Annotated in this window: 11 protein-coding genes; 5 read left to right on the top strand and 6 right to left on the bottom strand. The window is 56.2% G+C overall.

Annotated features, from left to right (window positions below):
- Positions 1-9 precede the first annotated feature (9 nt).
- From hldE to KTJ90_RS03080, 3 genes are all read right to left on the bottom strand, one after another.
- The gene (gene hldE, locus KTJ90_RS03090) at positions 10-1434 is read right to left on the bottom strand and encodes a bifunctional D-glycero-beta-D-manno-heptose-7-phosphate kinase/D-glycero-beta-D-manno-heptose 1-phosphate adenylyltransferase HldE (RefSeq protein WP_003848444.1); all 1425 of its coding nucleotides are present in this window, start codon (positions 1432-1434) and stop codon (positions 10-12) included.
- A 70-nt stretch (positions 1435-1504) separates the two neighbouring features.
- Positions 1505-4357, bottom strand: a complete 2853-nt coding sequence (gene glnE / locus KTJ90_RS03085; protein ID WP_499025928.1) for a bifunctional [glutamate--ammonia ligase]-adenylyl-L-tyrosine phosphorylase/[glutamate--ammonia-ligase] adenylyltransferase — start codon at positions 4355-4357, stop codon at positions 1505-1507.
- A 33-nt stretch (positions 4358-4390) separates the two neighbouring features.
- The gene (locus tag KTJ90_RS03080) at positions 4391-5701 is read right to left on the bottom strand and encodes a CYTH domain-containing protein (RefSeq protein ID WP_499025927.1); all 1311 of its coding nucleotides are present in this window, start codon (positions 5699-5701) and stop codon (positions 4391-4393) included.
- A 272-nt stretch (positions 5702-5973) separates the two neighbouring features.
- Between KTJ90_RS03080 and KTJ90_RS03075 the strand changes: the two genes are divergently transcribed.
- A complete protein-coding gene (locus KTJ90_RS03075) occupies positions 5974-6594 on the top strand; it encodes a TIGR04211 family SH3 domain-containing protein (protein WP_003848440.1) in 621 nt (206 codons plus the stop codon).
- A 158-nt stretch (positions 6595-6752) separates the two neighbouring features.
- Positions 6753-7985: a multifunctional CCA addition/repair protein gene (locus KTJ90_RS03070; protein ID WP_033743156.1), complete on the top strand. Its 1233-nt coding sequence runs from the start codon at positions 6753-6755 to the stop codon at positions 7983-7985.
- 15 nt (positions 7986-8000) lie between these two features.
- Here KTJ90_RS03070 and bacA read toward each other — a convergent pair whose 3' ends face one another.
- The gene (bacA, locus tag KTJ90_RS03065) at positions 8001-8819 is read right to left on the bottom strand and encodes an undecaprenyl-diphosphate phosphatase (RefSeq protein ID WP_003848438.1); all 819 of its coding nucleotides are present in this window, start codon (positions 8817-8819) and stop codon (positions 8001-8003) included.
- Positions 8820-9009: 190 nt separating this feature from the next.
- Positions 9010-9369 (bottom strand): bifunctional dihydroneopterin aldolase/7,8-dihydroneopterin epimerase, encoded by a 360-nt coding sequence (folB, locus tag KTJ90_RS03060; RefSeq protein ID WP_003848437.1) that lies wholly within the window; start codon positions 9367-9369, stop codon positions 9010-9012.
- 108 nt (positions 9370-9477) lie between these two features.
- On the opposite strand from folB, the gene plsY reads away from it, so the two are divergent.
- A complete protein-coding gene (plsY, locus tag KTJ90_RS03055; RefSeq protein ID WP_003848436.1) occupies positions 9478-10083 on the top strand; it encodes a glycerol-3-phosphate 1-O-acyltransferase PlsY in 606 nt (201 codons plus the stop codon).
- A gap of 29 nt (positions 10084-10112) precedes the next feature.
- Here the strand turns inward: plsY and tsaD are convergent, their stop codons facing one another.
- On the bottom strand, positions 10113-11126 hold the full coding sequence (gene tsaD, locus KTJ90_RS03050; RefSeq protein ID WP_003848434.1) for a tRNA (adenosine(37)-N6)-threonylcarbamoyltransferase complex transferase subunit TsaD: 1014 nt from the start codon (positions 11124-11126) through the stop codon (positions 10113-10115).
- 278 nt (positions 11127-11404) lie between these two features.
- Here tsaD and rpsU point away from each other — a divergent pair, with 278 nt between their 5' ends.
- Together rpsU and dnaG are read left to right on the top strand one after the other, a co-directional pair.
- Positions 11405-11620, top strand: a complete 216-nt coding sequence (rpsU, locus tag KTJ90_RS03045; protein ID WP_001144069.1) for a 30S ribosomal protein S21 — start codon at positions 11405-11407, stop codon at positions 11618-11620.
- A gap of 118 nt (positions 11621-11738) precedes the next feature.
- Positions 11739-13484, top strand: coding sequence for a DNA primase (gene dnaG / locus KTJ90_RS03040; protein ID WP_499025926.1), 1746 nt, complete (start codon positions 11739-11741; stop codon positions 13482-13484).
- Positions 13485-13759 lie beyond the last annotated feature (275 nt).

Here is a 13759-nt window from a genome sequence, read left to right as displayed (position 1 = left end):
TGCTCTGCTTCAGCTACCGCGAATGGTTTTAATAATGTTGGTGGTAGAGATACCGTCTTCGAAGTTCAGCACCTGCACGTCGCCGCCATTTGCCCAGACCTCTTTACTGCCCGCGATATCTTCCGGCTTGTAATCGCCACCTTTGACCAGCAGGTCAGGCAGAATGCCGGCAATCAGACGCTGCGGCGTATCCTCTTCAAATACCACCACCCAGTCGACCGCTTCCAGTGCGCCCAGCACGATCATCCGGTTTTCCTGTGGATTCACCGGGCGGCTTTCGCCTTTCAGACGTTTAGTTGACGCATCACTGTTCACCGCGACGATCAAGCGATCGCCGAGCTTGCGGGCATTTGCCAGATAGGAGACATGGCCGGCATGCAAAATGTCGAATACACCATTAGTCATCACCACTTTTTCACCGCGACGGCGGGCCATCTCAACGGCGGCTTTTAACTGCGCTTCCGTCATGATGCCAAAACCCTGTTCAGGGCGGGCGTGAATCGCATTTTCCAGCTCGACGGTGCTGACAGTCGACGTACCCAGTTTACCCACCACCACACCCGCCGCGGCATTGGCCAGGAAACAGGCTTCTTCCAGCGAGTCACCCGCAGCCAGCGCCGCAGCCAGCACGCCGATCACCGTGTCGCCGGCACCGGTCACGTCATAAACTTCCTGTGCCTGAGTCGGCAGATGCAGCGGTGCTTTGCCCGGCTGCAGCAGCGTCATGCCATTTTCTGAACGGGTCACCAGCAGCGCAGCGAGATCAAAATCTGCAATTAACTGCGCGCCACGCGCGACGATCTCTTCTTCGTTTTTGCATTTGCCGACCACGGCTTCAAATTCAGAGAGGTTCGGCGTCAGCAGCGTCGCGCCCCGGTAACGCGCAAAATCAGTGCCTTTCGGATCGATTAATACCGGCACGCCCGCTTCGCGCGCCAGCGTAATCATGGTCTGCACGCTGGAGAGCGCGCCTTTGGCGTAGTCGGACAGCACCAGTGCACCGGCTGCTGCCAGTGACTCACGCATTTTCTGATGAATCGGCGCCGGATCAACCTGATCAAATCCCTCTTCAAAATCGAGACGGATCAGCTGCTGATTGCGGGAAAGCACGCGCAGTTTGGTAATCGTCGGATGGCTTTTGATCGCCACAAAGTCACAATGAACGTTGACGTCTTTCAGCGTGTTACTCAACACGCGCGCCGCATCATCTTCACCGGTCAGGCCAATCAGGCGCGACGCGGCACCGAGTGCTGCAATGTTCATCGCTACGTTTGCCGCGCCGCCAGGGCGCTCTTCAACCGTGTCCACTTTCACCACCGGCACCGGCGCTTCAGGGGAGATACGGCTGGTTGGGCCATACCAGTAACGATCCAACATTACATCGCCAACAACCAGCACTGAGGCTTGGCCGAACGCGGGCAGAGTCACTTTCATTCCAGACACTCCAGACTGCATTAAAAATAGTGCGCGGATGATAGCACAGTTGCGATTTGTGCTATCAGCATCACGCCAAGATAGACGCAGGCGTTACCAGCCAGCGCTGCCAGCTGTTCATCACCGTCTGCCGCTCCGCTGCATACGCCTCGGGTTCAACATGACCAGGCAACTCCTGCAGGGCGCGATGGTGCAGTGCGTCGCGTAGCGTCACATAGGACTGCGTCAGCGCCTGCGCTTCATCTGCGGGCATTTTATGGTACTTCGCCATCAGCTCAAAAATGCGCACATTGTCAGACCAGCGCGTCAGTTCAGGCTGCTCAGCGGCGTAGCGTAAGACAAGATATTGGGCGATGAATTCAATATCGGTGATGCCACCCGCGTCGGCTTTGATATCCCAGCGCCCTTTATGTTTGTTACTGAGATGAGTACGCATCTTTTCACGCATCTCGCGTACTTCGGTTTGCAGCGCATCCGCGGCGCGTGGCAGTGAGAGAATCGCCTGACGGATTACGTTAAAACGTTCACCCAGTGTCGCCTCGCCAAATACTACGCGCGCCCGGACCAGCGCCTGATGCTCCCAGGTCCAGGCCTCACTGCGCTGATACTCCTCAAAGGCCTCAAAGGTACTGACCAGCATGCCCGCCGCACCCGAAGGACGCAGCCGCGCATCGACTTCATAAAGAATGCCGGACGAAGTGCGGGTACTGAAGAGATGCATGATGCGCTGGGCCAGGCGCAGATAGAACTGACGGCCATCAATGCTGCGCTCCCCTTCTGTTACCGCGTCAGCCGGACAGTCATGCAGGAAGACGAGATCCAGGTCGGAACTGTAACCCAGTTCCCAGCCACCCAGCTTGCCGTAGCCCAGCACCGCAAAGCCGCGCTCATGTTCATTACTCAGATGCGAAGGACGCCCGTAGCGCTGTACCATCATATTCCACGCCTGACGGACGACCGATTCGATAATCGCCTCTGCCAGCCAGGTGAGATGGTCACTGACTTTCATCACGGGCAGCGTGCCCGCGATATCAGCCGCAGCAATGCGCAGATGCTGCGCCTGCTTAAACTGCCGCACAGCTTCCAGCTGCTGCTCCTCATCCTCAGTGGGGATGCGCAGCAGGTACTGACGCAGCTCATCGCGATAGGCGTCGGTGGCCGTCGGCTGATAGAGCGTGGCGGGATCGAGTAATTCATCCAGCAACAAGGGGTGACGCGCCAGCTGGCTGGCCACCATCGGTGAGGCGGCGCACAGGCGAATCAGGTGACGCAGCGCACCGTGATATTCGGTCAGCAGCTCCAGATAGGTACTGCGGGTCAGCACGCCGATCAGCAGCGGTGTCAGGCGACTCAGCGTGACAGCCGCATCGTCACGCGGGCAGACTTCGCTCAGCAGTCGCGGCATCAATTGATCCAGCGCCTGACGACCACGCGGACCGATAGTGCGTCGGTTGATATCCTGACGAAACGCCTCCAGCGTCTGATGCAGCGTTAATCGCTGATCGTCGCTGAGCTGCGGGACCAGCGGCGCCAGCTCGCTATCCTCCAGCTGGTCCTGCCACAGCACCTGAAACTCCGCCAGCTCACGCTGATCGCCAATGTCTGGAGTATCTTCACCAATCAGCTCGTCAAAGATGGCGCGTACCGCCGCCATCTGACCGTCGAGCCGCGTCATCAGAGCATCCCAGTCGACACAATCCATCGCCCATGCCAGACGGGCACGATGCAGTTCATCCTCTGGCAACGTTTGGGTCTGCTCGTCGCCCAGGCTTTGCAGCAGATTCTCCAGCCGCCGAAGGAAGAGATAAGCGTCGCGAAGTGCATCGACCTGCTCAGCAGGAAGCAGGGCCAGATTTTTGATCGCCTCCAGCGTCGGCAACAGCGATCGCAGCTGAAGCGAGCGCTCTCGTCCGCCACGAATCAGCTGGAACACCTGCACGATAAACTCGGTTTCACGGATGCCGCCCGCACCCAGTTTGATATTGTTTTTGAGCCCACGTCGACGAACTTCGCGGCTGATCATCCCTTTCATGTTACGCAGGGACTGGATCACGCTGAAGTCGATGTAGCGCCGGTAAACAAAGGGCCGCAGCATCTGCTGGAGCTCCAGACTCCAGCGATCGTGGTCATCCCCCATCAGCCGCGCTTTGACCATGGCATAACGCTCCCAGTCGCGCCCCTGCTCCTGGTAATAATCTTCCAGCGCGGCAAAACTCATCACCAGCGGGCCGCTGTCGCCAAACGGACGGAGCCGCATATCCACCCGATAGACAAAGCCATCCATGGTGGGTTGATCCAGCACTTTGATCAGCCGCTGTCCCATGCGGGTAAAGAACTGGGCGTTGTCGAGCTCACGCCGTCCGCCGCGTGTGGTGCCGTTTTCCGGCCAGGCAAAAATCAGGTCGATATCAGAGGAGAAGTTGAGTTCGCCGCCGCCCAGCTTGCCCATGCCCAGAATCAGCAACGGTTGAGCATCACCCTCCGCATTACAGGGTGTACCAAAATCACGACAGCAATCCTGATAGACCCAGTCACGTGCCCGGCTGATCAGCACTTCAGCTAAGACGCTGAGCTGCTGCAGGCTTTGTTCGGTCGTCGCGTGTTGCAGAGCCTGCATCCAGGCGACACGTACCAGCATACGGCGTCGAAACAGCCGCAGTTCGCGCATCAGGCTCGCTTCGCTGTCGACTGCATTCAGCGCCTGATTCAGCCATGCAGAATAGTGTTGCCACTCATCAGGCTGCGGCGGCTGGTCGAGCATCGTCTGCCACCAGTCGGGATGTTGTTGCAGGTTTTCCAGCACAAAATCGCTGAAAGCCAGTCCGGCAGCCTGCTCCGGGCTGAGCGAATCCAGCGGAATCTCCAGCTGTCGGGCGGCCGCTTCGGCCTGGTCGCGTAGCAACGCGGGCAGTGCTGACAACATAACTCCCTCCTTGATGGCGTGACGGAATATCCGTTAGCGGGCAGCGCCGCTGGTGAGCCAGAACGGCTGCTGTTTCAGCGCCTGCATCGCCAGCCAGGCCAATCCGGACGTCTGTTTTTCGTGAATCGCTGACTGCAGTTGCTGCCAGGGATCGAGCCAGGCCATCACCGTTTCGACGGGATAGGAACCCGCCAGCAGGTGAACGGTCAGAAGCTGACGCGCCAGGCGGGTGGCTTTATCCTGATACTCATTCGGCTGTTTTACCGTGATGAAGGTTTCTCTCAGATCGGCATTCACGCGGCTCAGCATGATATCGCTGAAGCGCTTAAACGACCCCTGCAGCTTGGTTTCGCCTTTGGCATCGATCCACTGACGCCACTGAGATTCCGCCAGCCAGTGGGTCAGCGCCAGTTGCGTTTCAACAGAGAGGGAAGATAAGCAGAACGTGGTGGCTTCCTGCTCTTCATTCACCAGCGTCTCTTCCAGCGTGGTCAGTTGCTGACGCAGAGCGCTACTGGCTTTACGCGGCACCAGCGCACCAAACAGACTGAACGCCTGACGCAGCAGATCCAGCGCTTCGCGCACTGCGTCCTGCGCCGCCGCGTTACCACGCAGCCAGACTTCTTCATGATATTGCCAGTGACGAAGCCCCGCCGACATTGAGGCGACCATACCCTGCTCCACAGTCGCTTTCGCACCGGCTTTCAGCAGCGGGAACGCCTCAACCTGACGCGGTGGATTACCCTGGGCCAGCTGATAGCCTCGGGCGGCTTTGCTCAGGCTGCCCATACGCAGACCGCCCAGCGCCACCAGCTGCTGCGCAAAGGCCAGCAGATCCTGGCGTTCACCCCGTTTCAGCTCTAATTCGATCTCGCACAACGGTTCGCTGAGCTCACCCGCCGTGATTTCGCCCTGATCAAATGCCACTTCAATTTCACTGTTGCCTGCGGTGATCAGCCAGACTTCACGCTGGAAATGGGTAGTGAACAGCGGCTGTAAGCGCGGCTGCAGCGCAGTGACATCGGTGCCCTGCGGCCAGATCTCTGCGGGCAGGCGCGCAATGTCGAGTACTGGCTCACTGAGTTCTACATTGTATTCCGGACGCTGATGCAGTCCGCCAAGCGTCTGCCCCGCGGCTTTCAGCGTCATTTCATAGCGCTGGTCAACGCCACGGATACGCAATCCCATGTCCCAGCGTCGCAGCTGGTTGTCGTCGGTTTCGAAGTAGATGTTGGTCAGCTCGCGAGCAGCCTGATGCTGATGCGGCAGAGTGGAGAGCAGTTCAGCCAGTTTCCCGGCTGCCTGTGGAGTTGCAATGAACTTTAGTTCGATTTCGATGGTCATAATTTTTTATTCACTACGCCGCTGGCACTTAAGAGGGTTTTTCCTGCATATTTCAGGCGATTATCAGCAGGTTACTCATGCTGTCGCCTGGAGGGCAAGGGGTTATCAGGCGAAGATTAATGCACAGAAGCCGCGCTGTCTCTGCTTTCTTTGCTCTTTCGCAGACCTTTTCGCACTCTCATGAGACCAGGATAGTTCTCATTCAGATTTATGCGAGGCCTCTCCAGACTGTGCCGGTAAATTTTAAGTCAGACTAAGCCAAACGAAATCGAATGAAAAAAATTACACTCGCTGGACTCACTTTGCTGGCCCTTAGCAGCCTTGCACCTGCCCATGCCGACGAAAAACGTTATGTGTCTGATGAGCTTTCGACCTGGGTTCGTAGCGGGCCGGGCGATCAGTTCCGCCTGCTCGGTAAGCTGAATGCCGGGGAAGAAGTTCAGCTATTACAGACCAACAACGATACTCATTATGGCCAGATCCGCGATTCCGAAGGCCGCACCACCTGGATTCCTCTGTCGCAGCTCAGCGCAAATCCGAGCCTGCGCACCCGGGTGCCGCAGCTTGAGCAGCAGGTGAAGGATCTGACGGCCAAGCTGGATAATATCGACAACAGCTGGAACCAGCGCACCGCTGAGATGCAGAACAAAGTCGCCAGCAGCGACGGCGTGATTAATGGGCTGAAAGGCGAAAATCAGAAGCTCAAAAATGAGCTGATTGTCGCGCAGAAGAAAGTCAGCGCCGCCAACGTTCAGCTGGATGACAAACAGCGCACCATCATTATGCAGTGGTTTATGTATGGTGGTGGCGTGCTGGGTGTCGGCCTGCTGCTGGGACTGCTACTGCCGCATATGTTGCCGCGCCGTAAGAAAAGCGATCGCTGGATGAACTGACCCCATTCTGTCGGGTTTTCGCGGGGGATCGCAGGATCCCCCTTTTGGCATGTCTGCAATCCGGGGAATCTGTGCAACAATAAAATGAGATGCACTGCTGATTTCAGGCGCGGGACGTGCCCGGCATGCAGATCATTTCTTTTTCTCTGGAGTTTTGCGTGAAGACGTTTCTTGTTGGCGGTGCGGTGCGTGATGCGCTGCTGAATCTGCCGGTTACAGACAAAGATTGGGTTGTCACTGGTTCCACACCCGAAGCCATGCTTGAGCAGGGTTATCAACAGGTCGGTCGTGATTTTCCCGTTTTCCTGCATCCCGTCAGTCGCGAAGAGTATGCACTGGCACGGACCGAGCGGAAAAACGGGAAAGGCTACACTGGATTTGTCACCTGGTCCGCGCCCGACGTGACGCTGGAGCAGGATTTACAGCGCCGCGATCTCACCATCAATGCTATCGCGCAGGATGAAAACGGCGAACTGGTCGATCCCTATAATGGCCAGCGTGACATTGCCCTGCGCCTGCTGCGTCATGTCTCTGAAGCCTTCAGTGAAGATCCGCTGCGGGTATTGCGCGTCGCGCGTTTTGCTGCGCGTTTTGCTCATCTCAACTTTCGTATTGCACCCGAAACCCAGCAACTCATGCAGCAGATGGCCGAAAGCGGCGAGCTGTCGAATCTCACTGCCGAACGCGTGTGGAAAGAGACGGAAAAGGCGCTGAGTGCCCGTAATCCTCAGGTCTATTTTCAGGTTCTGCGTGACTGCGGTGCGTTGCAGGTGCTGTTTCCTGAGCTGGATAATCTTTTTGGTATTCCCGCGCCGATTAAATGGCATCCGGAAATCGACACCGGTGTTCATACGCTGATGACACTGGCGATGGCAGCGGCCCTCTCCAGCGAGATCGATGTGCGCTTCGCCACATTGTTCCATGACGTCGGCAAGGCGCTGACGCCGCCTGAACTGTGGCCGAGCCATCACGGTCATGGACTGGCAGGCGTTCCACTGGTTGAGGCGCTGTGTCAGCGACTGCGGGTACCCAACGCGATTCGCGATCTGGCGTTAATCGTGACCGAATTCCACGACATTGTGCACACCATCGAACGGCAATCCCCGGCATCACTGGTGGCACTGTTTGATCGGATCGATGCCTGGCGTAAGCCGCAGCGCATTGAACAGATGGCGCTGACCAGCGAAGCGGATGCACGTGGGCGGGCTGGACTGGAGAGCATGCCTTATCCGCAGGGCGACTATCTGCGTCGTGCTTTTGCGCTGGCGCAGGCGGTGCCGACCAAAGCGGTCGTCGAAGCAGGGTTTAAAGGTGCAGAGGTGCGGGAAGAGATGACGCGGAGACGAATTGACGCCGTCGCGCAGGGTCTGGCGATCAGGCAGCCTGACTAGCAGGCTGCCCAGGGTTTACATGAAGACCATGTAAACCGCTGCCGCCACGATAAAGCGATAAATCGCGAACGAGACGAAAGAGATACGCTTAATCAGCTCAAGGAAGGCTTTGATCGCAATCAGCGCCACGATAAACGCCGTGACAAAGCCGACGGCGAACATCGGGAAATCCGCCATTGTCAGGAAACCGATGCTCTTGTACATGTCCAGCACGGTCGCACCCATCATCATTGGCACTGCCAGGATGAAGGAGAACTCTGACGCGGCATAACGGCTCACGCCCATCAGCATGCCACCCGAGATGGTTGCACCAGAACGTGAGAAGCCCGGCCACAGTGCTAAGCACTGGAAACAGCCAATCATGAACGCCTGACGATAGGTAATATCATCAACGCCGACGGCTTTCGGCTGTTTTGGCTTGAGGTACTCAGCAGCCAGCAGCAGAACGCCCCCCACCACCAGCGCGTACATCACGTTGATCGGGTTAAACAGCGTTTTAATCTGATCGTGCAGGACCAGACCCACAACCACCGCCGGCACCATACCCAGCAGGATGTGGATCAACGACAGACGGCCGGTGCCAACACCTTCATGTTTAACTTCGCCAAAGTGGATGCCGATCAGGCCAAACAGACGGCGCCAGAACATCACTACCACAGCCAGAATTGATCCTAACTGAATCACAACTTCAAAGGTCTCGGCTTTTTCACCTTCAAAGCCCAGCAGGTGACCCACTATAATCATGTGCCCTGTGGAAGAGACCGGTAAAAATTCGGTCAGCCCTTCCACAACGCCCAGGATTGCAGCTACCCAAAGCTGATGAATATCTGCCATCAAATGTTCCCTCTATCCGTTTCAAACCATTAAAAAGGCGGTAGCGCACTGCTATCGCCTGAAATTATGCCGCTATAAGCCTGAATTAAACCTTAAGGTCTACACCGTTTCGCCTGCTGTAACGAAACGGCACACGCTATGACAGACAGTAATTTGGTTTGGTTTCATTGTGATGGCAATCACATCGTATTTATTTAGGAATAGTCCCGCGCTCAATTCGCACGCCAACCTGCGCCGCCTGGGCTACAGCCCCCGGTTTGCTTACCTTTATACGCACGCCAGGCGAACTGAAACGGTTCATCAACAGATCCGCAATTTCTTCAGCAACCCGCTCAACCAGGGCAAAACGCCCCCCGTTCAGATGCGTCAGGATCGCCGATGAGACATCCGCATAGCTCAGGCAATCTTTCACATCGTCGCTGCTGGCCGCCAGACGGTTATCCCAGGCCATTTCGACATCGAGCACCAGCTTCTGCTGTATGCCCTGTTCCCAGTCGTAAACGCCAATGGTGGTGAACACCGTGAGTTGTTCAATAAATACGATATCCATGATGAGGGTCTCTGTTTTTGGCTAAGCCGGATACCACTTCCGGCGGATTATGCGTATTATCCACGGTTGATGAGATCAAAACGACCCTAAAGGGAACGGTACGGTGTTATGAGTGCTTTCGCGCTTGGTATGATTATTTTCGCGTATCTTTGCGGCTCGATTTCCAGTGCGATTCTGGTTTGCAAACTCGCTGGCCTGCCCGATCCGCGCACACACGGTTCCGGGAATCCCGGTGCGACCAACGTACTGCGTCTGGGCGGCAAAGCCGCCGCAGCAACCGTATTAGTGTTTGATGTGCTGAAAGGGATGGTGCCGGTCTGGCTGGCCTATCTGATGCACGTCACGCCGCTTTATCTCGGCCTGACCGCCATTGCGGCCTGTCTGGGTCATATCTACCCGGTGTTCTTTCACTTTCGCGGCGGCAAAGGCGTGGCAACCGCATTCGGCGCGATAGCGCCAATTGGCTGGGACTTAACCGGGTTGGTTACCGGGACCTGGCTGTTAACTGTCTTACTCAGCGGCTATTCCTCGCTGGGTGCCATCGTCAGCGCCCTGATCGCACCCTTTTATGTCTGGTGGTTCAAACCGCAGTTCACGTTCCCGGTCTCCATGCTCTCCTGCCTTATCCTGCTGCGTCATCACGACAATATTCAGCGGCTGTGGCGGGGTCAGGAAGGCAAGATCTGGAAGCGCAAAAAGAAATCTCAACCATAAAAAAAGCCGGCAAGCCGGCTTTTTTCACATCAGATGGCGGGCAGTTCCGCCAGCGGCCAGCGCGGTCGCACGCTGACGCTCAACTCGCCTCGGGTGCCGCCTTTTAACCGCACCATGCCCGCATACGCGATCATCGCACCGTTATCGGTACAGAACTCAGGACGGGCGTAGAACACCTCTCCGCCGCGCTTTTGCATCATGATCGCCATCTGCTCGCGCAGTGTGCGGTTAGCGCTGACACCGCCTGCAATCACCAGACGCTTAAAGCCTGTCTCATCCAGTGCACGCTTGCATTTGATCGACAGCGTATCGACGACTGCATCTTCAAACGCACGGGCGATATCAGCACGGGTTTGATCATCGTCAGGATTGGCGCGAATGGTATTCGCAGCAAAGGTTTTGAGGCCGGAGAAGCTGAAATCCAGGCCCGGACGGTCAGTCATCGGACGCGGGAAGGTAAAGCGTCCCGCTGTGCCCTGCTGCGCCATTTTCGACAGCATTGGCCCACCCGGATAATCCAGACCGAGCAGCTTCGCCGTCTTATCAAAGGCTTCACCCGCGGCATCATCGATCGATTCACCGAGCAGCACATATTCACCGACGCCGGTAACGCTAATCAGCTGAGTATGTCCGCCCGAGACCAGAAGGGCGACAAACGGAAATTCCGGTGGATTCTCTTCCAGCATCGGCGCCAGCAGATGGCCTTCCATATGATGGACCGGCACCGCAGGCACTTTCCACGCAAATGCCAGGGCGCGACCAATGGTGGCACCGACCAGCAGCGCACCAACCAGTCCGGGACCCGCTGTGTAGGCTACGGCATCAATCTGCTGCGGCGCCAGACCGGCCTCTTTCAGTGCGGCCTGAATCAGCGGCACGGTTTTACGCACGTGATCACGTGAGGCCAGTTCCGGCACCACACCGCCATAATCGGCGTGCAGTTTTACCTGGCTGTAGAGCTGGTTAGCCAGTAATCCAGCCTCGTCATCATAAATAGCGATGCCAGTTTCATCGCACGACGTTTCAATACCCAGAATTCGCATTGCATCACCTCATTCTTGCGGCGCGCAGTTTATCACAGCAATAGGATGTGCAGCGCGGACATCCGGCGTAAAAAGTCATTTTCTGTCGGCTAAAGAGTGCGCTATACTCCCGCCCCTGGAAAAACCGGCAGCCGCACAGGCAAACGCTCCTGTTGGTTTCAAATTATCCTTGGTGCTTTACAAACCAACGCGAGTTGGAGTAAAATGCTGCACCATTTTGAAATGTGCTGGCGCCGCAGTCAGCAGCAAAAACCGAATTTTATCGAGGTGAGAGTTACATGCCGGTAATTAAAGTACGTGAAAACGAGCCATTTGACGTAGCACTGCGTCGCTTCAAGCGTTCATGCGAGAAAGCAGGCGTTCTGGCTGAAGTTCGTCGTCGTGAGTTCTATGAAAAACCGACTACCGAACGTAAGCGCGCTAAAGCGTCAGCAGTTAAGCGTCACGCCAAGAAACTGGCTCGCGAAAACGCACGCCGCACTCGTCTGTACTAAGTCGTTCCGGAGGTTCGCCTCCACCGCGTGATTCACGCAGACAGAGTCAAGTAAAAGGCCGTGCTTTCCGAAAGGAAGCGCGGCTTGTTGCCGTTTATGAGCTGAAAATCTGGGGCGTATGGCTGGACGAATTCCACGCGTATTTATCAACGATTTACTTGCCCGCACGGATATCGTGGATCTTATCGATGCCCGCGTTAAGCTGAAAAAGCAGGGTAAGAATTTCCATGCGTGCTGTCCTTTCCATAATGAAAAAACGCCCTCTTTCACCGTAAACGGCGAAAAACAGTTCTATCACTGTTTCGGCTGTGGTGCACACGGCAATGCTATCGACTTTTTAATGAACTTTGATCGTCTGGAGTTCGTTGAAAGTATTGAAGAGCTGGCCACTTCCCACGGTTTAGACGTGCCTTACGAAGCAGGCAGCGGGCCCAGCCAGATGGAACGCCATCAGCGCCAGAGCCTGTATCAGCTGATGGAGAACCTGAACGGTTTTTATCAGCAGGGCCTGCAGCAATCCAGTGCGCAGCCAGCACGCGACTATCTTGATCGTCGTGGTCTGAGCGCCGACATCATCAATCATTTCGCTATAGGTTATGCGCCAGCCGGCTGGGGCAACGTTCTCAAACGTTTTGGCAAGCAATCGGAAGACCGCGAGTCATTGATGGAAGCGGGCATGCTGGTCAGCAATGACAAAGGCCGTACCTATGACCGGTTTCGCGACCGCGTCATGTTTCCGATCCGCGATAAGCGTGGACGCGTCATTGGTTTTGGCGGACGCGTGCTGGGTAACGATACGCCGAAGTATCTCAACTCACCGGAAACACCCATTTTTCATAAAGGCCGTCAGCTCTATGGCCTGTATGAAGCCGTTAAGAACCATCCTGAACCCGCCCGCCTGTTAGTGGTCGAGGGATACATGGACGTGGTTGCGCTGGCGCAGTACGGCATCGATTATGCCGTTGCGTCATTAGGCACCTCAACCACTGCTGAACATATTCAGTTGCTGTTTCGCAGTACCGACACCGTGATCTGCTGTTACGACGGCGACAGAGCGGGTCGTGAAGCGGCCTGGCGTGCGCTCGAGACCGCATTGCCTTACATGAATGATGGTCGTCAGCTACGCTTTATGTTTTTACCCGATGGTGAAGATCCGGATACGCTGGTTCGTAAAGAGGGTAAAGTCGCCTTCGAAGCGAGGATGGAGCAGGCGATGCCGCTCTCTTCGTTTTTATTTGATAGCCTGCTGCCGCAGGTGGATCTGAGCTCACGCGATGGAAAAGCGCGCCTGAGCACATTGGCTTTACCGCTGATAACGCAGATCCCCGGTGAGACCTTACGTATTTATATGCGTCAGGAGCTGGGGAATAAACTGGGTATTCTTGACGATAATCAGCTTGAAAAGCTGATGCCGAAGCAGGCCGCAAGCGGAACCGCACCGGTTGCGCCTCCGTTGAAGCGTACCACCATGCGTGTACTGATTGCGTTACTGATTCAGAACCCGCAACTGGCCACGATGGTGCCTTCTCTGGATGGGCTGTCTGAGTCAAAAATGCCGGGTTTACCGCTATTTATTGAATTAGTGGGCCGTTGTAATGAGAATCCTGGATTGACCACCGGTCAGCTACTAGAGTTATATCGCGGAACAAATTTTAGTCAGACGCTTGAAACACTGGCGATCTGGAACCACATGATAGTAGATGAAGAAGCCGAAGCGGTGTTTCAGGACTCGCTGGCCAGCATCTATGATGCAGCGCTTGAAGAGCGCCTGGAGTTTTTGATTGCGCGTGAGCGCACTCAGGGACTCAGCGCCGATGAGCGCCGTGAATTCTGGACACTCAGTCAGGCGTTTGCCAGAAAATAACCGTTTTCAGCATGCTGCCCGCTTGAACGATCAAAGGGCAGCCACACGAATTTTAGGGGTCGGCGAGTAAGCCAGGCCCTTAGCACAAATTTTAAAGGCCGCAGGCGTCGCTGCCAGTCTGGTTACCGCCAGCGCACAGCTCCCGGAGCGTACTGAAGTACGTGAGGAGAGCGAGCACTGCCGGGAAGCAGAATGGCAAGTAAGCCAGGCCCTTAGCACAGAGTTAACAAGCGGCTTAAGTGCCGATTACTGATGGGCAAAGCCCACGCCGCGAC

Origin of the sequence: Pantoea jilinensis (genome assembly GCF_019104105.1) — a bacterium.
GTDB classification, from domain to species: Bacteria; Pseudomonadota; Gammaproteobacteria; order Enterobacterales; family Enterobacteriaceae; genus Pantoea; species Pantoea eucalypti.
Note: the sequence above shows the minus strand (reverse complement) of the source record. Positions and strands in the feature narration are given on the sequence as shown.